This window comes from Williamsia sp. 1135 (assembly GCF_002095395.1).
Taxonomy (GTDB): Bacteria; Actinomycetota; Actinomycetes; order Mycobacteriales; family Mycobacteriaceae; genus Williamsia.
This window is the reverse complement of record NZ_MJEI01000107.1, coordinates 111036-132590: the sequence shown is the minus strand read 5'-3', so window position 1 is coordinate 132590 and position 21555 is coordinate 111036. Positions and strand designations below refer to the sequence as shown.

Below are 21555 nucleotides of genomic sequence, written 5' to 3'. Positions count from 1 at the left end.
GATGAACGATTCGCACAACCCGCCGCCCCTGCCCGACGGTTCGGCCGGCCCCCCACCACCACTGCCTCCGATGCCGCCGCGTCCTACTGCGTCCGACCCGGAACGGGCCTTGTTCCAGGTCACCGAGCAGACGCGCACCTATCCCTGTGACAGTTGCGGCGCACAGCTCGTGTTCGACCCGACGACCCAGAACCTGTTGTGCCCCAGCTGTGGTCGCTCGCATCCCATCGTCCTCGATCCCGCACGCCGGGTCGTCGAGCACGATCTGGCTTCGACGATGACCCAGTTGCGCGGCTTGCTCGCCGCGGCACCCCCGGCGACGACACCGGATTCCGAGCGTGAAATCGTCTGCCAGAGTTGCGGGGGCAGAACGACATTCACCGGCACACTGACCACGACCCGATGCCCTTACTGCGCCACGCCAATTCAGCGCGACGACATCCACGCAGCCCCCACGAGGCTTCCGGTCGACGGCATCCTGCCGTTCCAGGTCGATGACGCACGCGGCCGGGAGGTGATCGAGCAATGGATCAACAGCAGGTGGTTCGCTCCGACCGAGTTCAAGAAGTACAGGGAAGTCGGTTCGTTCTCCAGCCTCTATGCGGCCTACTTCACCTACGACGCGGACACGACCACCTCTTATACGGGGATGCGCGGCGACAATTACACGGTGACCACCGGCAGCGGAGACAACCGGCGCACCGAGACCCGTACCCGCTGGAGTCATCGGTCGGGTGTGGTGGGCAACAATTTCGATGACGTCGCGGTCTTGGCGAACACCGGATTCGACACCGACCGGGTTCACGAACTCGAACCATGGCCCACCGGACAGGCCACGCCATTCAGCCCGGAGTTCGTTGCCGGCCATCTGTGCCGGACCTACGATCTCGACGCTGATCAGTGCTTTCCGGTGGCCCAGTCCCGGATCGACGCCGGTATCGACGCCGCCATCCGCCGCGATATCGGCGGCGACCACCAGCGGATCAACAACAAGGACACCCGCTACAACTCGCTGAGGTTCAAGCATGTGCTGCTGCCCATCTGGTTGCTGACCGTGGTGTACGCGGGTACTCCGTTCCAGGTGTTCATCAACGGCGTCACGGGCGAGGTACAGGGACAACGGCCGTGGAGCAAGGTCAAGATCGCGTTCGCGGTCGTGGCGGCGTTGATCGTGATCATCGCGATCGTGGCGGCGTGGGCGGTGCTCACATGACCGCTGTGATCGTTCTCGTGGTCATCGTTGCGTGCGTGGCCGCGGCCGGTGGCGTGTTCATCATGACGCGCCGGATCCGGCAGAGTGCGTTGCAGGCCAACGAGATCGTCCCCGGCCGGCCGACACGGGCTCCCGCATCGTGGGCGGGATCACACGACCCGGAGGCCCGATTGCACCGCCGAATCCGTGACGCATTGGCGCTGTTGCGATCCGATCCGAAGCTGGACTACGACGGTGCCCGGATCGACGCCCGGGTCCGGCTCGAGATCGCTGCCACCGAGCTCGACGATCGACTCATCACCGCAGCCCGGTCACCGCAGCGCCTGCGGGGACCACTGGTGGCGCACGCTGACACGTCGGTGACCGAACTCGAGAACCTCGCCTCGGAGATCTCCGGGGGCGCGGAGCTGCGAAACGCACAGATCGATGCGGTCATCCGCCGGATGACGTCACCCCCACAACTCGACGGCTAGTACCTGGCGAGCTGCGAACGGATCACGATTTCGCCTGTTCGACACGCCATGACGCCGATTCGCCCTTAATCTGCTGCGGTGAAACAAACCAGCAGGTTCCGCACCCGGGCCGCGGTCATCGCGTCGATCGCCGTCGCGATCGCAGCAAGCGTGAGTGCGCCGCAGGCGAGCGCCACGTCCTTGTCCTACGTCTCACTAGGCGCGTCGTTCGCGGCCGGTGCGGGTGTTCCCGAGCGGGTGCCGGGATCGCCTGCCGGATGCGGCCGCTCGACCAACAACTTCGCGCATGTTGTCGCTAAAACAAAGGACTACCAACTCACAGATGTGAGTTGCGGCGGCGCCCAAGTGCGAAATCTGGAGATCAGCCAACTCGAGGGGCAAGGACCCCAATTCGAGGCTCTGCGCGCCGACACCGATCTCGTCACGCTCTTGATCGGCTACAACGACAGCTTCGTCTACACCGGCAGCCTCAATTCGTGTGCCGAGCAACAATCCGGTGGTATCAGCTCCGAGGTGATGACCTGCGAGGCCCGTAACGGAACCCGCTTCGCCGACGCGATCAACACCACCACCGCGTCGGCGATCGCCGGTGCCCTATCTGACATCAAGAGCAAGTCGCCGCACGCGCGCGTCATCGTCGTCGGCTATCCCGCAATATTTCCGCAGCGCGGGAATTGCCGGCCTCAGAACCCGTACTCGGTGGCCGATACCGCGTATCTCAATGGGATCGAGAAGGACCTGAACGCCATGTTGGCGCGAGAGGCCGGGGATGCTGGGGTGGAGTACGTGGACACCTTCACCCCGTCGATTCCGTACAACTCGTGCACGGGTCCCGCGACCCGGTGGATCGAGCCTCGTACCGGAGCGATCGGCGCTTCGACCCAGCACCCGAATGCCCGCGGTGAGAACGGGATTGCGCAGCAGGTGCTCGCGAAGATCGGCCCGTGATCAACTCCCCCGTTTGATCCATTCCTCGAGGTGTGGTGACTCGTCTCCGACTGCTGTCGAGTCGCCGTGGCCGGTGTTGACTTTCGTCTCGGCGGGCAACGTGAAGATCTTGGTCTGAATGGATTCGATGATCGTCGGGAACGAGGAGAACGAGCGGCCGGTCGCACCGGGCCCGCCGGAGAACAGGGTGTCGCCGCTGAACAACACGCCGAGTTCGGGAGCGTAGATCGAGCATGAGCCGGGTGAATGACCGGGTGTGTTGATGACGACGAGATCGGTGCCGCCGACGGTGATCTTCTGCCCGTCCTCGAGTTCGCCCGGCCCGATGTCGGGGTGGGTCTGATCCCACAGCATGCGATCACCTGGGTGCAGGAGCATCGGCGCATCGAGTCGCTGCGACAGTTCCGGTGCCACGGTCACGTGGTCGTTGTGGCCGTGGGTCAGCAGGACAGCCTTGACGGTCCGGCCGGCCACCGCGTCGATGATCGGCGTCGCCGAGTGCGCGGCGTCGATGATCACCACCTCGGAGTCGTCGCCAATGAGCCAGATGTTGTTGTCGACGTCCCAGGTTCCGCCGTCGAGGCTGAACTGGCCGGAGGTGACCACGTTCTCGATGCGTATGGTCACAGGATCACCACCGAGCGGAGCACTTCGCCGGCCTCCATCTTGTGGAAGGCAGCTTCGACATCGTCGAGGCCGACCCGCTCGGAGACGAACTTCTCCAGCGGCAGCCGGCCCTGCTGATAAAGGTCGACGAGCATCGGGAAATCGCGTTCGGGCAGGCAATCGCCGTACCAGGACGACTTGAGCGCGCCGCCGCGAGAGAAGAAGTCGATCAGCGGGAGTTCGAGCTTCATGTCCGGCGTCGGCACGCCGACCAGGACGACAACCCCGGCCAGATCCCGCGCGTAGAACGCGGTCTTGTAGGTCTCGGGCCGCCCGACCGCGTCGATCACGACATCGGCGCCGTTGCCGTCGGTGAGATCCTGGATCGCGGTGACGACATCATCGATCTTCGAACCGTCGATGGTGTGCGTGGCACCGAGGTCGGTGGCCCACTCGAGCTTGCGGGCATCACGATCGACCGCGATGATCTTCGTCGCGCCGGCCAGGCGGGCACCGGCGATGGCGGCGTCACCGACGCCGCCGCAGCCGATCACCGCGACACTGTCGCCGCGGACGACGCCGCCGGTGTTCATCGCCGCACCCAGGCCGGCCATCACGCCGCAGCCGAGCAGTCCCACGACCGCCGGGTCTGCATCCGGGGCGACCTTGGTGCACTGGCCCTCGTGGACCAGCGTCTTGTCGGCGAACGCGCCGATACCCAGCGCCGGGGTCAACGCGGTTCCATCGGCCAGCGTCATCGGCTTGCTCGCATTGTGGGTGTTGAAACAGTACTGCGGCCGGCCGCGTTTGCAGGCCCGGCATTCGCCGCACACCGCACGCCAGTTCAGGACCACGAAGTCGCCGGGCTCGACGAGGGTGACCTGATCACCGACGGTCTCGACGATGCCCGCGGCCTCGTGCCCGAGCAAGAACGGGTATTCGTCGTTGATCCCACCCTCGCGGTAGGCCAGATCGGTGTGGCATACGCCGCACGCCTGGATCTTCACCACCACATCGCGTGGCCCCGGATCGGGGATGGTGATCGTCTCGATGGTCGTCGGAGCACCCTTGCCTGCCGACACCACACCACGAACCTGCTCTGCCATGACTGCCTCTCGCCGCTGTCCATAGTTATCGCTCGGCACCAACCCTAAGCGATATCCAGATGGCCATGCGTGCATGGATGGGCGCCGCAGCGATCGGTGACGGCCGGTGTTCGCACTGAGCGAACGCACTGGTGGGAATCCTGCGTGGACGACGGCTGTTGACACAGACAAGTCCATGGAACCGACGTCACCACATGGCCGGCCGAAGGCCGGAATTGGTGGGTAAGGGTGCTCATGGGAGACAATGGACGACACACCGCACGACTGGGCAGCGAGGAGGTTCGCCATGGACGAGAAGTCCACGCTCTACGAACTCGAATTCCCAGCACCACAACTGGCAGATGACGAGGGTGACGGTCCGGTGCTGATCCACGCCCTCGAAGGATTCGCGGACGCCGGACACGCCATCAAGTTGGCGTCCGACCATCTCCGGCAGAGTCTCGACTCGGAGCTGGTCGCCACGTTCTCGACCGACGAACTGATCGACTACCGCTCGCGCCGTCCGCTGATGACCTTCACGGGCGACGAGTTCACCGCAGCAGCCATGCCGGAGCTGACCCTGCACGCGATCCGCGACAACAACGGAACCCCGTTCCTCCTGTTGTCCGGTGCCGAACCAGACCTGCGCTGGGAACGGTTCGTCGCTGCCATCGGCGCTCTCTCGGACCAGTTCGGGGTGACATCGGTGATCGGACTCAACGCCATCCCGATGGGTATCCCCCACACGCGACCCTCGACGATCACCGCCCACGGGAACAGCAAGGACCTGATCGGTTCGCTGCCCCGGTGGGGTTCGGAACTCAAGGTCCCCGGCAGCGCGTCCATGCTGCTCGAACTCCGGCTCGGAGAGCGCGGCCTGGCCACCGCCGGTCTCTCGGTCCACGTCCCGCACTACCTCTCGCAGGCCGAATACCCTGCCGCGTCCCACAAACTGCTGGAGTCTCTGGGCGAGGTGACGGGTCTCGATCTCCCGACAGCCGCGCTGGCCAATGCAGCAGAAAAGGTGCGCACCCAGGTAGATGCCGAGGTGTCGGGCAACCAAGAGGTCGAGTCGGTGGTTGCAGCACTGGAGACCCAATACGACACGTTCAACCAGGCACAGCAGGAGAAAGCGTCGTTACTGGCCGCCGAGGGTGACCTGCCCACCGGCGACGAACTCGGAGCCGAACTCGAACGCTTCCTGGCCGATCACGCCCAGAACGAGGCCACTACCGAGAACGACGCGGAATCGCGCGACGGTGACGACAAGGGTGACGGCGCTGCGGGCTGACCGACTTCGGTGCCATAACCTGCAGTGGTGACCCACCCGCCGCAGGCCCGGCCCCTCGATCTCCCAGCCGACACCGAGCCTGATCTCGATGAGCTGTACAGCTCCTTCACCGCGTGGTGGGCGGCGCGGGGGATTTCCCTGTATCCGCACCAAGACGAAGCGCTCATCGAACTCGCGGCCGGATCCAACGTCATCATCTCGACCCCCACGGGTTCGGGAAAGTCGCTGGTTGCCAGTGGGGCTCTGTATTTCGCTGCGGCGCAGGGCCGGAGGGCCTTCTACACCGCACCGATCAAGGCCCTGGTCAGTGAGAAGTTCTTCGACCTGTGCGCGCAATTCGGCGCCGAGAACGTCGGGATGCTCACCGGCGACGCCTCGGTGAACCCCACCGCACCGATCATTTGTGCCACTGCCGAGGTCGTCGCCAACATCGCCCTCCGCGCGGGCGACGACCATTCGATCGGCGTCATCGTCATGGATGAGTTCCATTACTACGCCGAACCAGACCGCGGCTGGGCGTGGCAGGTCCCATTGATCGAACTGCCCGGCAGCCAGTTCGTGTTGATGTCGGCAACCCTCGGTGACGTGAGTTTCTTCGTCGACGACCTCCAGCGTCGGACCGGCCGCGACACCGCCGCGATCACCGGCACCACCCGGCCTGTTCCTCTGGACTATTCGTATTCGACCCGGCCGGTCCACGAGACCATCGAAGAACTGATCCACAAGGACCGGGCGCCGGTCTACGTGGTCCACTTCACCCAGCTGTCCGCGATGGAACGGGCCCAGTCCCTGCTCAGTGCCAATATCTGCAGCCGCGCCGAACGGGACGCCATCGCCGAGGAGATCGGCGATTTTCGTTTCAGCACCGGCTTCGGGAAGACCCTGTCGAAAACTGTCCGAGCGGGCATCGGGGTCCACCACGCCGGGATGCTCCCCCGCTACCGGCGCCTGGTGGAACGTCTCGCCCAGCAAGGTCTGTTGCGGGTGGTATGCGGCACAGACACTCTCGGCGTCGGCATCAACGTCCCCATCCGCACGGTGTTGCTGACAGGACTGACCAAGTATGACGGCGTCAGGCAGCGCCATCTCAAAGCGCGCGAGTTCCACCAGATCGCCGGTCGTGCGGGGCGCGCCGGATTCGATGTGCGTGGATTCGTGGTCGCCCAGGCACCCGACCACGACGTCGAGAACGCCCGGCTGGTCGCCAAGGCCGGCGACGATCCCAAGAAACTTAAGAAGATCCAGCGCAAGAAGGCGCCCGAGGGCTTTGTCTCATGGGGCGAGGCCACCTTCGACAAGCTCATCGTCGCGCCGCCTGAACCACTTCGCTCCCGATTTGCCGTGACCACCTCGATGTTGCTGGAAGTCATTGCCCGCCCGGGCAATTGCTTCACCGCGATGCGACATCTGCTGGAAGACAACCACGAGACCCGCACCCGGCAGCGTTGGCACATCCTGCGAGCACTGCGCCTGTACCGCTCGCTGATAGACAGTGGTGTCGTGCGACGCCTGGACGAACCTGATGAGTACGGCCGCTATGCCGTTCTGGCCGTCGACCTTCCGGCGAACTTCGCTCTCAACAACCCGCTGTCCCCTTTTGCGCTGGCGACGTTCGAGCTGCTGGACGCCAAATCGGAGAGCTACACCGTCGACTTGATCTCGATCGTCGAGGCGACCCTGGACGATCCACGACCGGTTCTCATGGGTCAGCAGAAGAGTGCCCGCAACGAGGCGATCGCGCGGATGAAGGCCGACGGCGTGGAGTACGAGGAGCGGATGGAGCTGCTGACCGAGGTCACCTGGCCTCGTCCGCTGCGTGAGTTCATCTTCGAGGCATTCGGGATCTACCAACAGGGACACCCGTGGGTCGCGGACACGCCTCCCCGGCCGAAATCTGTGGTGCGTCAGATGATCGAGGAGGGTATGGATTGGGGCGATCTGATCTCCCGGTACTCCCTTGCCCGCAGTGAAGGCGTGGTCCTGCGCTACCTGACCGACGTATATCGAACATTGCGGCAGAGCATCCCGAACTCCGCCCGGACCGACGAACTCGACGACGTGGTCGAGTGGCTGGGCGACCTGGTCCGCCGCGTCGACTCGAGCCTGCTCGACGAGTGGGAGCAACTCACCCACCCCGACGACGGGCCCATCGACCCGATCGCCGCGGGATCACCCACACCCGGACGGGCACCGAATGCCCGGGCCATTCGGGTCCAGTTGCGGAACACGATGTTCCGGTACGTCAACCTGTTGTCACGGCGCGCCTGGTTCGATCTGCAGGCCGCGTACCCTGACCTCGACTGGGCCGATGAGATGGCCGATTTCCTCGACGAGTACGGCGACGTCGGCGCGGGCCCGGGGGCGCGAGGACCAGCACTGTTCAGCGTCACACGCGAGGACGATCAGTGGGTCGCAAGGCAGGTACTCGACGACCCCGACGGACATCGCGGATGGTCGTTGCTCGCCCGGTTCAGCGCCCCCGACACCGCTGATGACGAACCCGAACTCCAGGACATGGAAATCATTCCTGGCTGACGAAGCAGCCCGGACATCTTGACAGCATGTTGTCATTTATGACAGCATACTGTCATGACCACAACAACAGAACCACACACCGTTCATCTCGCTGTCTACAACACACTCGCCGACTGGGAGACCGGATACGCGGTCGCGCACATCAACAATCCCGAGTACCAGGCGAATCCCGGGAGGTACCGGATCCGGACCGTCGGGCCGACAACGGAGCCGATCACCACCGCGGGAGGTGTTCGCATCGTGCCTGACATCGCGCTCGCCGATCTTGACCCGCGAGACAGCGCCATGCTCATCCTGCCCGGAGCGTCGGAGTACTTGAGCGGCGGTCTGACCGCATTCGTGGATGCGGCAGCCGAATTCCTCGCAGCCGGTACACCCGTGGCCGGGATCTGCGGTGCCACGGTCGCGATGGCCCAGCGCGGACTACTCGATGGCCGCCGCCACACCAGCAACGCGGCCGAGGCCCTGTCATGGACCGGCTACGCGGGTGCCTCAGACTACGTGGACGAGCCCGCGGTCACCGACGACAGCCGTCCCGGCCATCTGATCACCGCTGCCGCAATGCATCCGGTGTCGTTCGCACGAGAGATCTTCGCCGAGCTGGACCTGTACACGCCCGAGACCCTCACAGCATGGACCAAACTCTACAGTGGTGATCCCGCCGGTTACCACGACTTGATGGCCGCAACCTCATGAGCGACCCCCAGCAACTACTCAGTGACTCGGCCCTCACCGCTTTTCGCCTCAACGGTCAGTTCCTCGCCGTCGCCGAGGCCCTCGCCGCTCCCGCCGGTCTGACCGCAACCCGCTGGCAGGTTCTCGGAGCAGTTCTCTCCGAACCACTTTCGGTATCGGATATCGCCCGCGAGATGGGGATCACCAGGCAAAGTGTCCAACGCACCGCCGACCTTCTCGCCGAACAAGGCCTGGTGACCTTCCGCGACAATCCGGCGCACCGCCGGGCGAAACTCGTCGAAGTGACAGATGCCGGACTTTCCGCCGTCCGGCTGATCAACCCCGGCCACCGCGACATGGCGCGTCGATTGAGCGAACTCATCGACGAAACCACCTGGGCCACCGCGCTGTCCGGACTGCAGGAACTCTCCGAGGCCCTGCAGAAGCTCGATCGCCTGTGACACGCGGCTGCTAAGCCGCTTTCACGGCACCCAGGCCCGCACCTGTGATCGTCCCGGCGATCAGCGCCGCCAGCTGGCGGTACTCGTCCTCTCGTCCGCTGGTCGCGCGCATCACCAGTCCTATCCGGCGGCCCGGACGGGGCCGGCCGAACCTTGCGATCGCCAAGGCGCCCCTGGCGGTTTCGGTCTGTACCGCCGTCTGCGGGATCAACGTGACGCCGAGACCACCCTCCACACACTGGACAGCGGTCGCGAGCGACGCGGCCCGCGTGGGACCGACGTCCGGCCGGACCCCGGCCAGCCTGCACACCTCCAGCGCCTGATCCCGCAGGCAATGACCTTCGTCGAGCAAGAGAAGTGGCAGGTCCGCGAGCGCGGCGGGGTCGACTCGACTCCGCCCGGCCAGCGCATGCCCCGGCGGCAACGCCAGCACGAAGTCTTCGTCGTACATGGCGATCTCGATCATGCCGGGCGCATCGGCCGGCAGGGCGACCATCGCGGCATCGATCGAGTTGTGTCGCAGCGCATCGAGCAGACGTGACGTCTGGTCCTCGACAACGCGTACGGCGAGCTCAGGCAACTGCGTAGCGAGATCACGCAGCATCGACGGCAGAACGTACGGCGCGACCGTGGGGATGAGTCCCAGTCGCACTGTGCCCGACAACGGCTGAGCCACCCCGACCGCTGCCGCGGTGAACATGTCCACCGCCTCGATCGCCGCGGTGGCACGCGGCAGGAGCGCCTCGCCCTCGCTCGTCAAGAAGACACGCCGCGTCGACCGCTCGACCAACCGCAGCCCCAGGCCTGTTTCGAGCGCCGCGAGCGCCTGAGACAACGAGGGCTGGCTCACACCCAAACCATCTGCCGCCGAACCGAAATGCCGTTTGTCTGCGATTGCTGCGAACGCCTTCAGCCCGGCGATCGTCGGCTGATAACTTTGATCGGTCATACCTATCACTATAGTGCTACTCATCACGTTTCCTTTTCACCGACTTACCGGCAAGATTGGGTAGCACCGCGAAAGAAAAATGTGACATCTAAGGAGCAACTTTGTCTTTGCTGACCATTGGCGACCAATTTCCCTCATACAATCTGACGGCCGTCATCGGAGGAGACCTGTCGAAGGTCAACGCCCAGCAGCCCGACGACTACTTCACAACCATCACCAGCGACGACGCCGCCGGCAAGTGGCGCATCGTCTTCTTCTGGCCCAAGGACTTCACGTTCGTGTGCCCCACCGAAATCGCGGCTTTCGGCAAGCTGAACGACGAGTTCGCCGATCGCGACGCCCAGGTGCTCGGCGCATCCGTCGACAACGAGTTCGTCCACTTCCAGTGGCGGGCACAGCATGAGGATCTCAAGACGCTCCCCTTCCCGATGCTGTCGGACCTCAAGCGCGAACTGGCTTCGGCTGCAGGAGTTCTCAACGCCGACGGTGTCGCCGACCGTGCAACGTTCATCGTCGACCCGAACAACGAGATCCAGTTCGTCTCGGTCACCGCCGGCTCCGTCGGCCGCAACGTCGACGAGGTCCTGCGGGTGCTCGACGCGCTGCAGTCGGACGAGTTGTGCGCCTGCAACTGGAAAAAGGGTGATCCGACCATCGACGCAGGCGAACTGCTGACGGCGAGCGTCTGAGAATGAGTATCGACAACCTGAAGGAAGCTCTCCCCGAGTACGCGAAAGACCTCAAGCTCAACCTGGGGTCCATCTCGAGGACCACGGTTCTCAAGGACGAGCAGCTCTGGGGAACTCTTCTCTCGACCGCAGCCGCCACAAAGAACGCCGTGGTACTCAAGGAGATCGCCGACGAAGCTGCAGACAACCTGTCGGCGGAGGCGTACAACGCCGCGTTGGGTGCTGCCTCGATCATGGGCATGAACAACGTCTTCTATCGCGGTCGCGGATTTCTCGACGGCAAGTACGACGACCTGCGCCCCGGACTGCGGATGAACATCATCGGCAACCCCGGCGTGGACAAGGCGAACTTCGAACTCTGGTCGTTCGCGGTGTCGTCGATCAACGGTTGCGGGCATTGTGTTGCAGCACACGAGAACACGCTCCGCGAAGCGGGCGTCGACCGTGAGGCGATCTTCGAATCACTCAAGGTCGCCTCGATCGTGGCAGGCGTGGCAGCCGCCCTCAGTACCGCAGAGGTGCTCGTCGGATAGCTCCGCCGGTGACATACGAAGAGCAGGGACCCCGTTCGGGGTCCCTGCTCTTCGTATGTCTACAGCCGCATCAGGTCAAAGCATCTGAGATGCGCTCGGCGAGTTCGGCGACCTGAGCCGCGGTCATCACGAACGCCGGTGAGATCTGCAGTGCACCTTGGCCCGCCGCCCTACCACTGACCCCGTGCCGCCGTAGCGCCGCGATGGCCGCAGGAGCCGTGCCCGGGTCCTCCAGCTGCACGGCGCTCACCGCGCCGAGTCCGCTGCGAACCTCACCGACCGCAGGCAGATCCGCCAGTGGAGCGAGCGCCACATGCAGATCCGATTCCAGGCGTGCGGCCTCTTCGAGCAGTCCCTCGGACTCGATGATGTCCAGGTTCGCCATGGCTGCGGCAGCCGCGCCCGCGTGCCCGCCGTAGGTGTAACCGTGCCGCCACCACACCCCGCCGGCGTAAAACGGCTCAGCGATGTGGGGCGCGATGAACAACGCACCCATCGGCACGTATCCCGACGTCAGACCTTTCGCTGTGGCGATCATGTCCGGCTGCAGATCGAAACGTGTCGAGGCGAACCACGACCCACCGATGCGTCCGAATCCGGTCACCACTTCGTCGGCGACGAACAGCACGTCGTTGTCGCGGCAGATCTGGCGCACCTCGGCCAGATAGCCCTGCGGCGGCAGATAGATGCCACCGGCCCCGATGACCGGTTCACAGAAGAAGGCGGCGATGTTGTCGGCGCCGATCCGCTCGATCAAACCGAGCAGGCTCTTCGCGTCGTCCCATTCGACCGTCGCCGCGTCGGTCATCAGTTCGCCGTAGTTCTCGCGGTTGGGCGGCAGCCCGGACAGTGCCGTTCCGCCGACGTGCATGCCGTGGTACGCCTTGGTCCGGCCGACAACGATCTTCTTGTCGGGCTTGCCCAGTTCGTGCCAGTAGCGCCGTGCGAGTTTGACCGCGGAGTCGATCGAGTCGCTGCCGCCCGAGGTGAAGAACACCTTGCTACCGGGGATGGGCGCGAGTTCGGCGAGACGGTCCCCGAGCGCCGCGGTGACGTCTGATGTGATGTCCCCGAAGCCCGAGTAATGGGCCAGCGTGCTCAGCTGGCGCGCGACCGCGTCGGCGATCTGGGTGCGGCCATGGCCGACGTTCGTGAACCAGAGTCCCGCTGTGGCGTCGAGGTATTTGTTGTCCGAGGTGTCCCAGATGTGTACGCCCTCACCCCTGGCGACCACGAATGGCCCGGTAGCGCTCACCGCACCCATGTCGGCGAAACCGTGCCAGAGACCGGCGGAAGTCGATGCAGTCATGCGCTACATCATGCCTGCAGCGCTCAGCAGGACACCAGCCTGGGCCGGGCCGGCACTCCCCGCCGGACTATCATGGAGTGGATATGTCGACCGCGCCGAACGAGTCCAACAAGACAGCCGACCAGGCACCCGGACGACGCAGGCGCCGCCCCGATCAGCGTCGAGGAAACCGGTCGCGGCTGTCCCCGGCCGAGACCGAGCGCCGGCGCGCATTGGTGCCCACCATCAGCTACCCCCCGGAGCTGCCGGTCTCCGCTGCCCGCGAGGAGATCGCGGCAGCGATCTCGCAGCACCAGGTGGTCGTGGTGGCAGGCGAGACCGGGTCGGGCAAGACTACGCAATTGCCGAAGATCTGCCTCGAACTCGGCCGAGGTGTCTCCGGACGTATCGGGCACACTCAGCCACGGCGACTCGCAGCCCGTTCGGTGGCCGAGAGAATCGCGGAAGAGACCGGCACCGAACTCGGCGAATTGATCGGCTACTCGGTGCGATTCACCGACAGGGCCGGTGACGACACGCTTGTCAAGGTGATGACCGACGGCATCCTGCTGCGGGAGTTGTCTCGTGATCGACAGCTCCGCGAATACGACACCCTGATCATCGACGAAGCGCACGAGCGCAGCCTGAACATCGACTTCATCCTCGGATACCTCAAACAGCTCCTGCCCCAACGGCCGGACCTGAAGGTGATCATCACCTCGGCCACCATCGAGCCCGGGCGCTTCGCCGAACACTTCGCGACCGACGGCGCCCCGGTGCCGATCATCGAGGTGTCGGGGCGGACGTACCCGGTGGAGGTTCGCTACCGGCCCTTGATCGTGGAGGACGAGGACGAAGCGGACCTCGACCAGCTACAGGCGATCGGGGCGGCAGTTGATGAACTCTTCCGGCAAGGCCCCGGCGACATCCTGGTCTTTCTTCCCACCGAGCGTGAGATCACCGACACCGCCGCCTCGTTGAAACACCTGGAAGCCCGGGGTGTCGAGGTCATACCGCTCTTCGCGCGCCTGTCGGCCGCCGACCAACACCGTGTGTTCTCACCGCACCGCGGGCGCCGCATCGTCCTGTCCACCAACGTCGCCGAGACATCGCTGACGGTTCCCGGGATCCACTACGTGATCGACGCGGGGACGGCACGCATCTCCCGCTATTCGACCCGCACCAAAGTGCAGCGACTGCCGATCGAACCGATCTCCCAGGCGAGCGCGCGTCAGCGCGCCGGTCGCTGTGGCCGCGTGGCGGCGGGTGTGTGCATCCGCCTCTACAGCGAGGACGACTTCGATCAGCGTCCGGAGTACACTGAACCAGAGATACTCCGGACCAATCTCGCCGCGGTGATCTTGACGATGACCTCGCTGGGCCTCGGCGACGTCGGCCGCTTTCCCTTCGTGCAACCACCTGACCCCAAAGCAATTCGCGACGGGCAGCAACTACTCGAAGAACTCGGCGCTCTCGCCGCCCCGTCGACCGACACACCGGTGCGGCGGCTGACACCCATCGGGAAATCGTTGTCCCGCATCCCCGTTGATCCGCGCCTCGCGCGCATGCTCGTGGAGGCCGAGAGGCAGGGTGCCCTCGGGCCCATGCTGGTGATCACCGCCGCGCTCTCACTGCCCGACGTCCGCGAACGTCCCGCAGACCATCGCCAGGCCGCCGACGAGTCGCACAAACGTTTTGCCGTACCGGGTTCGGAGTTCCTGACCCTGCTCAATCTCTGGGTTTATCTCGACGATCTGCGGAAGGAGCTCTCGTCCAACCAATTCCGCAAGCGTTGTAGTCGCGAGTTCCTTCATGGACTCCGCATACGGGAGTGGCGGGACCTGCACTCCCAACTCGTCCGGATCGCGCGCGACCTTGGTTGGACGGTGCCGGGTGCCGTCGCCGCACCAGAGGCAGAAACACCTGCGGCGACCGCAATCCATCAGTCGGTGCTGGCCGGCCTGCTGAGTCAGATCGGCGTTCGCGAAGGGGACACCAAAGAGTTCCTCGGGTCACGCGGCACCAAGTTCATGATCTTCCCCGGGTCCCACCTGTCGAACAAACCGCCACGCTTCGTGATGGCCGCGGAGATCGTCGAGACATCGCGGCTGTGGGCGCGCACAGCTGCCCGCATCGAGCCCGAGTGGGCTGAGCGCCTCGCCGGAGACCTCGTCAAACGCCAGTACAGCGAGCCGCACTGGTCGGGAAAGCACTCTGCGGCAATGGCATACGAACGGGTCACGCTCTACGGAGTCCCACTGGTCACGCAGCGTCGCGTCAACTATGGCTCGATCGATCCGGAGGCGGCCAGGGAATTGTTCATCCGGCACGCCCTCGTCGAAGGCGATTGGCGTACGCAGCACCCGTTCTTTCATCGCAATCGCGCGTTGCTCGACGACGCCGAGGAGTCGGTACATCGGGTCCGCCGTACCGACGTCATCGTCGATGACGACACGCTCTTCGCCTTCTACGATCAGCACATAGGGCCGGAGGTGGTGTCGGGCAGGCACTTCGACACCTGGTGGAAGACTGCCCGCAAACGCTCCCCCACGCTCCTCGACCTCGATCCCGCCGACCTGGTCGCAGCCGACGCCGGAAGCGACCCCGCCGGATTCCCCGACCGGTGGCGCCAGGGCGACACCGGCTACGACCTGCGCTATCGCTTCGAGCCCGGTACGGCCGACGACGGTGTCACCGTCCTGATACCGCTGTCGCTCCTCGTCCGGGCCCGTCCGTCCGGGTTCGACTGGCTGGTGCCCGGTATGCGATTGGAGCTGATCACCGAACTGCTACGCACGCTACCGAAATCCCTACGGCGACAGGTGGGTCCGGCTCCCGACCTCGCGGCGGAAATCTTGGCTTCGGTGACCCCGCGGGCACGTCCGCTGACCGAGTCGGTCGCAGAACAAATCCGCGACCGCACCGGGGTACCCGTCGCCGCGGCCGACCTGCGCGTCACCGCGCTACCTGCTCACCTCCGCATGACCTTCGCGGCCACCGATGCGGGCGGAAACGTCCTCGCGACCTCGAAGTCGCTGCGGGAGTTGCAGGATTCTCTCGCAGCCCGGGCCCGCGCGGCACTCGAGAGCGAGGCAGCCGCCGTGGCCGTCCCGGTGGCGACCAGTTGGACTGCCGACACCTTCGGCGACATCGACCGAACGGTGAGCGCGGTGGTCGCCGGTCAGGAGATCACCAGCTACCCCGCGCTGGTGCGCCGCGGTAAGGGATTCACCGTGGTCGCAGCTGCGACCGCGGCCGAGCAAGCGGCGAACATGTACCTCGCGATCGTCGATCTGCTCATCGCCGGCCTGCCCGCCCTACGACAATCCGCCACCACCGCCTTGAGCACCGCCCACCGACTCGCCCTCAGTCAGAGCCCGTACCCCACCACGACCGCACTCCTTGCCGACTGCGTCCGCGGCGCAGTGGTCGATCTCGTTCCGCAGCACCCGAATGTGTGGACGGCCGCCGAGTTCGCCGCGCTCAGGACTCATGTCACGGGCCAGGTGAATCGCCGCGCCACCGAGAAGCTGAGCCAGGCGGCCGAGATCCTCTCCCGCGTCGCCCCGCTTCGGCGCGTCATCGATTCGACCTCGGTCACGGCCGCCAGGGACGACGTCCTCGAACAACTGAACGAGCTGGTGTTCGATGGCTTCATCTCCGCGACCAGTGCGGATGCACTGCGCGAGATTCCTCGATATCTCGACGCGGCGATCTCCCGCCTCGAACAACTGCCGGCGAGCGCCGCGAGGGATGCGCAGGCCATGGATGCAATCGACCGGGTGGTCGCAGCGTGGGCCGCGCACGTACGCACAGTCCCGCAACCACGCCGCGACGCCGTCAACGAGCAAGCGGGTTGGATGGTGGAGGAGCTACGGGTGGGGCTGTTCGCCCAGCAATTGGGTACCGCCTACCCCGTCTCGGAAAAGCGGGTCGTGAAGGCGATCAAAGCACTGCAATGATTTCGCGCTCGACGGTCATGGCTTGGCAGCGCGCAGATCGTCGATTTCCTTCTGAAAGTCCTCGACCGAATCGAATGAGCGGTACACGGAGGCGAACCGCAGATAGGCAACTTCGTCCAGGTCGCGCAGCGGCCCGAGAATGGCCAGGCCGACCTCGTTGCTCGGAACCTCGGCCGACCCGGTGGCCCGAACCGCTTCTTCCACCTGCTGTGCCAACTGCTGGAGCTTCGCATCGTCGACGGCACGCCCCTGGCACGCCCGGCGAACACCTCGCATCACCTTCTCGCGACTGAAGGGTTCGGTGACCCCCGTGCGCTTCACGACAGCGAGCACCGCACTCTCCACAGTGGTGAACCGGCGGCCGCATTGCGAACACGAGCGACGACGCCTGATCGCCTGCCCCTCGTCCGCCACCCGCGAATCGACCACTCGGGTGTCCTCGTTCTTGCAAAACGGGCAATGCATGCAGGGTCCCTCGACTGTCGGCGGCCCAGGCATGGTGACCGGGCACTCTGACGTCGAGGATACCGCCCAGGCAACTGGCTGCGGCAGCACTGCAACTACCGCGCGTACACCGGAGTGAGCAACGACTGACCGACGGACAACGCCGAGTTGTTCATCGCGTTGAGCTCCATGATCTTGTCGACCACCGCCGCAGTGGGCATCTCAGGTGCGATCCGAGATGCAATATCGCCCAACGACTCTCCGGACTGTACGTGGACGACCGCCGTCCCGGTGTTCGCCGGGTTCGCGGACTGCTCCACCACACCACCGAAGAACATCATGAAAACCACCAGCACCATGAGACCTACACCGGCAACCGCGGCCGCCGCCCACGCCCGGCGGCGGGCGTACACACTCATCGGAGATGTCGCCTGCCGCTGCGCTGCGTTGTCCGATTCGCCACACGTGACCACGCCGCGGCGGCCGACGCCATGGCGGCGATCCGCGGGCCGGTTGGTATCGGCCGGCCGAACCGGACGAACGGTGCGCGTACCGGCACCGGAGTCGGCGAGTCGACGAACGGGCCGAGACGTTGCCGGCCGGCTGATGGTGGTGGCTGCAGTCATGGGTTCGATCCTCAGGTCACTCGGAGACCGGAACCAGGCGGACGCGACCGCGAGGGTTTCGATCACTCGTTCGATTGAACGAATGTTCGAGTTGTATCACGGAGGTCCGACACGCGCCACGCCCGCTCGAACAAATGTTTGAGAGTTGTGACATTTTCCATTACCGTGAGGCCCATAAACCAAGGACGAACCCCGCACCGACCAGGCCACGCACCACGAAATGGAGGCCCTGATGGCCGAAACAACTGATTCCCGAAGTCCGCAAGAGTCGGCGGCGACCACCGTGGTCAGCACCGAACCCCTGGCCGAGGGCTCGCTGACACCCCGCCAGAAGGCCGTCCTCGAGGTCATCAGGGCCTCGGTGCGCGAGCGGGGTTATCCGCCGAGCATCCGCGAGATCGGCGATGCCGTCGGACTCACCTCGACGTCCTCGGTCGCGCACCAGCTGCGCACCCTGGAACGCAAGGGTTTCCTGCAGCGGGAGAACAATCGACCGCGTGCGGTCAACGTCCAGGACACCGATCTGAATCCGGCCACCGCCGCAGGTCAGGTCCAGATCCCGGACGAATCCCTGCCAACGCCCACGTTCGTTCCCGTACTCGGTCGGATCGCGGCCGGCGGACCCATCCTCGCCGAAGAAGCTGTCGAAGACGTGTTTCCGCTACCCAAGGAACTGGTCGGGGAAGGCTCGCTGTTCCTCCTCAAGGTCGTAGGTGAATCCATGATCGACGCCGCCATCTGTGATGGCGACTGGGTGGTCGTCCGCCAGCAGAACGTCGCCGACAACGGTGACATCGTCGCCGCCATGATCGAGGGTGAGGCCACCGTCAAGACGTTCAAGCGCACGAAGGACGCCGTGTGGCTGATGCCGCACAACCCGGTGTTCGATCCCATCCCCGGCAACGACGCTGTGATCCTCGGCAAGGTCGTCACCGTGATGCGGCGCCTCTGAAACGACTGCGCGACAACAACGAGCGGGGTGTACCGGTAATCCGGTACACCCCGCTCGGCTACGTTTGTCTGGAGATCAGATTCCCAGACTGCGACCGATCACTTCCTTCATGATCTCTGTGGTGCCACCATAAATCGTCTGTACGCGCGAATCGACAAATGCCTTCGCGACCGAGTACTCACGCATGTACCCATAGCCGCCGTGCAGCTGTAGGCAGCGATCGATGAGCTGGACCTGATTCTCGGTGGCGTAGTACTTGGCCATCGCCGCATCCGGAACCGTCAGCTTCTTCTCGTTGAGCAGGCCGATGCAGTGATCGACGAACACGCGCGTCGTGGCGGTCGACGTCGCCAATTCCGCGAGCAGGAAACGCGAGTTCTGGAAGTTGCCGATCGAGCGACCAAACGCCTTGCGGTCCTTCGCGTATTGCACGGTGGTCTCGAGAACCGCTTCCATCGCCGCAGCGGCGACAACCGCGATCGACAGGCGCTCACGGGGCAGGTTTTGCATCAGGTAGATGAAGCCGAGGCCCTCTTCACCGAGCAGGTTCTCAGCGGGGACCCGAACATTGTCGAAGCTCAACTCCGCTGTGTCCTGCGCCTTCATCCCGAGCTTGTCCAGATTGCGGCCCCGTTCGAAGCCTTCCATGTCGCGCTCGACGACGAGCAAGCTGAAGCCTTTGGCCCCGGCTTCGGGATCGGTGCGCGCCACCACGATCACGAGGTCGGCGTTGATGCCGTTGGTGATGAAGGTCTTCGATCCGTTGAGGACCCAGTGATCACCGTCCTTCTTGGCGTTCGTCTTGATGCCCTGCAAGTCGGAGCCCGTACCCGGCTCGGTCATGGCGATCGCGGTGATCAGCTCACCGGAGGTGAAGCCGGGAAGCCAGCGCGCCTTCTGCTCATCGTTCGTCAGTTCGAGCAGGTACGGGGCGATCACATCGTTGTGCAGCGGGAATCCGAGTCCGCTGTAGCCCCCACGGGCCGACTCCTCGGCGACGATGGCGTTGTAGCGGAAGTCCTGGACTCCACCGCCACCGAACTCTTCTGGAGCGTCGACCGCCAGGAAGCCGTTCTTGCCGGCTTCGATCCACACGTCGCGATCGACGATGTTCTGCTCCTCCCAGCGATCGTGGTTCGGCGCCACGTGCTGGTCGAGGAAGCTGCGGTACGAATCACGGAAAAGTAGGTGCTCGGGCTCGAACAACGTGCGTTCCATCAGCAGATCTCCATTACTAAGGGGATTAGGCAGGCGAAGGGGGCGACGCCTCGGTTCCCATTAACTGTAACTGGATTCTACATCTTGCCCAAAACACAGGCCGCGATCACTGCTCGGCCACCTCCGGCACTGCCAGGATCGCCAACTGGCGCGCCAGACCGGAGGGAACGGTCGCAGTGATGGCGGTGCCGTCTGCACCGTGCTGCTCGGTCAGCACATCGCCTTCGGCGTGGATCCGCGACACGAGATCGCCACGGGAGTACGGCACTCGCACGCTGACGTGGACATCATGGCGGGCGATGGCCTCACGAATCCCGGTGAACAACTCGTCGATGCCCTCCCCCGTCACCGTCGAGATGAACACCGCGTCGGGGAACAGACCGCGCAGTTGCGCCAGCACCAACGGGTCGGCCACATCGATCTTGTTGATCACCAGGATCTCAGGCGGGGCCGCCGCCTTCTCCTCAGAGATCACTTGCTCGATCACGGTTCGCACAGCGGAGATCTGGTCGGTCGGAATCGGGTCGGACCCATCGACGATGTGCAACAGAAGATCCGCGTCGGCAACCTCCTCCAGGGTGGACCGGAAGGCCTCCACGAGCTGGGTCGGCAGGTGCCGGACGAAGCCGACGGTGTCGGTGATGACGAGTTCTCTACCGTCCTCCAGGGTCATGCGTCGTGTCGTCGGATCCAGGGTCGCGAACAGGGCGTTGTGGACCAGGACACCTGAGCCGGTCATCCTGTTGATGAGGCTGGACTTGCCCGCGTTGGTGTAACCGACAATGGTCACCGACTGGGCGACCGCCTGCTTACGCTTGCTGCGCTTGGTGTTTCGAGATGTCTTCATCTCCCGGATCTCGCGCCGCAGTTTGGCGGTGCGTTCGCGGATCCGGCGGCGGTCGGTCTCGATCTTCGTCTCACCGGGTCCGCGCAGGCCCACACCACCGTTGCTGCCCGCCCGACCGCCGGCCTGCCGCGACATCGATTCACCCCAGCCGCGCAGTCGGGGCAACATGTACTCCATCTGCGCCAGGGCCACCTGCGCCTTGCCCTCACGCGACGTGGCGTGCTGGGCGAAGATGTCCAGGATCAGGGCTGTGCGGTCGATCACCTTGACCTTCACGACCTTCTCCAGCGCAGTGAGCTGCGCCGGGGTGAGCTCGCCGTCGCAGATCACGGTATCGGCCCCCGTGGCCAAGACGATCTCGCGGAGTTCATGCGCCTTGCCCGAGCCGATATACGTTGCGGGGTCGGGCTTGTCGCGACGCTGGATGAGTCCCTCGAGCACCTCCGAACCCGCGGTCTCCGCCAACGCGGCGAGCTCCGCCATGCTCGAGTCGGCTTGGGCCGTCGTGCTGCCCTGGGTCCAGACCCCGACCAACACGACACGCTCGAGCCGCAGCTGCCGATACTCGACCTCTGTGACATCGGTCAGCTCCGTCGACAGCCCACCGACACGCTGCAGCGAACTTCGTTCGTCGAGTTGCAGTTCACCGGTCGTGGGGATGTGCTGCGTACGTTCGGCAGGCGGCTCATCAGTGATGTCTGGGGTCCCGCTCTGCGGGTTGGTGTCTTCGGTCATGAGATGACCATCGTGACATTGCGGT

At 64.8% G+C, this 21555-nt stretch carries 19 protein-coding genes; 11 read left to right on the top strand and 8 right to left on the bottom strand.

All coding sequences use genetic code 11. From position 1 onward, the window contains the following. The first annotated feature begins 1 nt into the window (after position 1). From BFL43_RS26780 to BFL43_RS26770, 3 genes are all read left to right on the top strand, one after another. Positions 2 to 1213: a hypothetical protein gene (locus BFL43_RS26780; RefSeq protein ID WP_084896391.1), complete on the top strand. Its 1212-nt coding sequence runs from the start codon at positions 2 to 4 to the stop codon at positions 1211 to 1213. Beyond that, complete coding sequence (locus BFL43_RS26775; protein ID WP_084896389.1) at positions 1210 to 1686, top strand: hypothetical protein; 477 nt, start codon at positions 1210 to 1212, stop codon at positions 1684 to 1686. Before BFL43_RS26780 ends, BFL43_RS26775 begins: the two co-directional genes overlap by 4 nt. Positions 1687 to 1764: 78 nt before the next feature. Then, a complete protein-coding gene (locus tag BFL43_RS26770) occupies positions 1765 to 2634 on the top strand; it encodes an SGNH/GDSL hydrolase family protein (RefSeq protein WP_084896387.1) in 870 nt (289 codons plus the stop codon). Here BFL43_RS26770 and BFL43_RS26765 read toward each other — a convergent pair whose 3' ends face one another. Both BFL43_RS26765 and BFL43_RS26760 read right to left on the bottom strand, forming a co-directional pair. Then, entirely contained in the window at positions 2635 to 3261 is a 627-nt protein-coding gene (locus tag BFL43_RS26765) for an MBL fold metallo-hydrolase (protein WP_084896385.1), read from the bottom strand. Further along, a complete protein-coding gene (locus BFL43_RS26760; protein ID WP_084896382.1) occupies positions 3258 to 4346 on the bottom strand; it encodes an S-(hydroxymethyl)mycothiol dehydrogenase in 1089 nt (362 codons plus the stop codon). The genes BFL43_RS26765 and BFL43_RS26760 overlap by 4 nt, the downstream gene beginning before the upstream one ends. A 286-nt stretch (positions 4347 to 4632) precedes the next feature. Here BFL43_RS26760 and BFL43_RS26755 point away from each other — a divergent pair, with 286 nt between their 5' ends. The 4 genes from BFL43_RS26755 to BFL43_RS26740 are packed head-to-tail and all read left to right on the top strand — an operon-like array spanning position 4633 to position 9287. Next, positions 4633 to 5616, top strand: coding sequence for a PAC2 family protein (locus BFL43_RS26755; RefSeq protein ID WP_084896853.1), 984 nt, complete (start codon positions 4633 to 4635; stop codon positions 5614 to 5616). Between the two features lie 27 nt (positions 5617 to 5643). Next, complete coding sequence (locus BFL43_RS26750; protein WP_084896851.1) at positions 5644 to 8151, top strand: DEAD/DEAH box helicase; 2508 nt, start codon at positions 5644 to 5646, stop codon at positions 8149 to 8151. Positions 8152 to 8205: 54 nt separating this feature from the next. Continuing rightward, positions 8206 to 8847 (top strand): DJ-1/PfpI family protein, encoded by a 642-nt coding sequence (locus BFL43_RS26745; protein WP_084896380.1) that lies wholly within the window; start codon positions 8206 to 8208, stop codon positions 8845 to 8847. Continuing rightward, positions 8844 to 9287, top strand: a complete 444-nt coding sequence (locus BFL43_RS26740; protein WP_084896378.1) for a MarR family transcriptional regulator — start codon at positions 8844 to 8846, stop codon at positions 9285 to 9287. Before BFL43_RS26745 ends, BFL43_RS26740 begins: the two co-directional genes overlap by 4 nt. 10 nt (positions 9288 to 9297) lie before the next feature. On the opposite strand, the gene BFL43_RS26735 is transcribed toward BFL43_RS26740, so the two are convergent. Then, positions 9298 to 10236: a hydrogen peroxide-inducible genes activator gene (locus tag BFL43_RS26735; RefSeq protein WP_084896376.1), complete on the bottom strand. Its 939-nt coding sequence runs from the start codon at positions 10234 to 10236 to the stop codon at positions 9298 to 9300. Positions 10237 to 10337: 101 nt separating this feature from the next. Here BFL43_RS26735 and BFL43_RS26730 point away from each other — a divergent pair, with 101 nt between their 5' ends. Then, the gene (locus tag BFL43_RS26730; RefSeq protein ID WP_084896374.1) at positions 10338 to 10925 is read left to right on the top strand and encodes a peroxiredoxin; all 588 of its coding nucleotides are present in this window, start codon (positions 10338 to 10340) and stop codon (positions 10923 to 10925) included. A gap of 2 nt (positions 10926 to 10927) precedes the next feature. Then, positions 10928 to 11458 (top strand): alkyl hydroperoxide reductase, encoded by a 531-nt coding sequence (locus BFL43_RS26725; protein WP_084896372.1) that lies wholly within the window; start codon positions 10928 to 10930, stop codon positions 11456 to 11458. 70 nt (positions 11459 to 11528) lie between these two features. On the opposite strand, the gene BFL43_RS26720 is transcribed toward BFL43_RS26725, so the two are convergent. Further along, entirely contained in the window at positions 11529 to 12767 is a 1239-nt protein-coding gene (locus BFL43_RS26720) for an aminotransferase class III-fold pyridoxal phosphate-dependent enzyme (RefSeq protein ID WP_084896370.1), read from the bottom strand. An 83-nt stretch (positions 12768 to 12850) separates the two neighbouring features. On the opposite strand from BFL43_RS26720, the gene hrpA reads away from it, so the two are divergent. Continuing rightward, on the top strand, positions 12851 to 16708 hold the full coding sequence (hrpA, locus tag BFL43_RS26715; RefSeq protein ID WP_084896368.1) for an ATP-dependent RNA helicase HrpA: 3858 nt from the start codon (positions 12851 to 12853) through the stop codon (positions 16706 to 16708). A 15-nt stretch (positions 16709 to 16723) separates the two neighbouring features. On the opposite strand, the gene nrdR is transcribed toward hrpA, so the two are convergent. Both nrdR and BFL43_RS26705 read right to left on the bottom strand, forming a co-directional pair. After that, complete coding sequence (gene nrdR / locus BFL43_RS26710) at positions 16724 to 17173, bottom strand: transcriptional regulator NrdR (protein WP_084896366.1); 450 nt, start codon at positions 17171 to 17173, stop codon at positions 16724 to 16726. Positions 17174 to 17268: 95 nt separating this feature from the next. After that, a complete protein-coding gene (locus BFL43_RS26705) occupies positions 17269 to 17778 on the bottom strand; it encodes a LysM peptidoglycan-binding domain-containing protein (protein ID WP_143695578.1) in 510 nt (169 codons plus the stop codon). A gap of 232 nt (positions 17779 to 18010) precedes the next feature. Between BFL43_RS26705 and lexA the strand changes: the two genes are divergently transcribed. After that, positions 18011 to 18730, top strand: coding sequence for a transcriptional repressor LexA (gene lexA / locus BFL43_RS26700; protein WP_084896849.1), 720 nt, complete (start codon positions 18011 to 18013; stop codon positions 18728 to 18730). Positions 18731 to 18805: 75 nt separating this feature from the next. Here lexA and BFL43_RS26695 read toward each other — a convergent pair whose 3' ends face one another. After that, a complete protein-coding gene (locus tag BFL43_RS26695) occupies positions 18806 to 19948 on the bottom strand; it encodes an acyl-CoA dehydrogenase family protein (protein WP_084896362.1) in 1143 nt (380 codons plus the stop codon). A 106-nt stretch (positions 19949 to 20054) separates the two neighbouring features. After that, positions 20055 to 21530 (bottom strand): GTPase HflX, encoded by a 1476-nt coding sequence (gene hflX, locus BFL43_RS26690; protein WP_084896360.1) that lies wholly within the window; start codon positions 21528 to 21530, stop codon positions 20055 to 20057. Positions 21531 to 21555 lie beyond the last annotated feature (25 nt).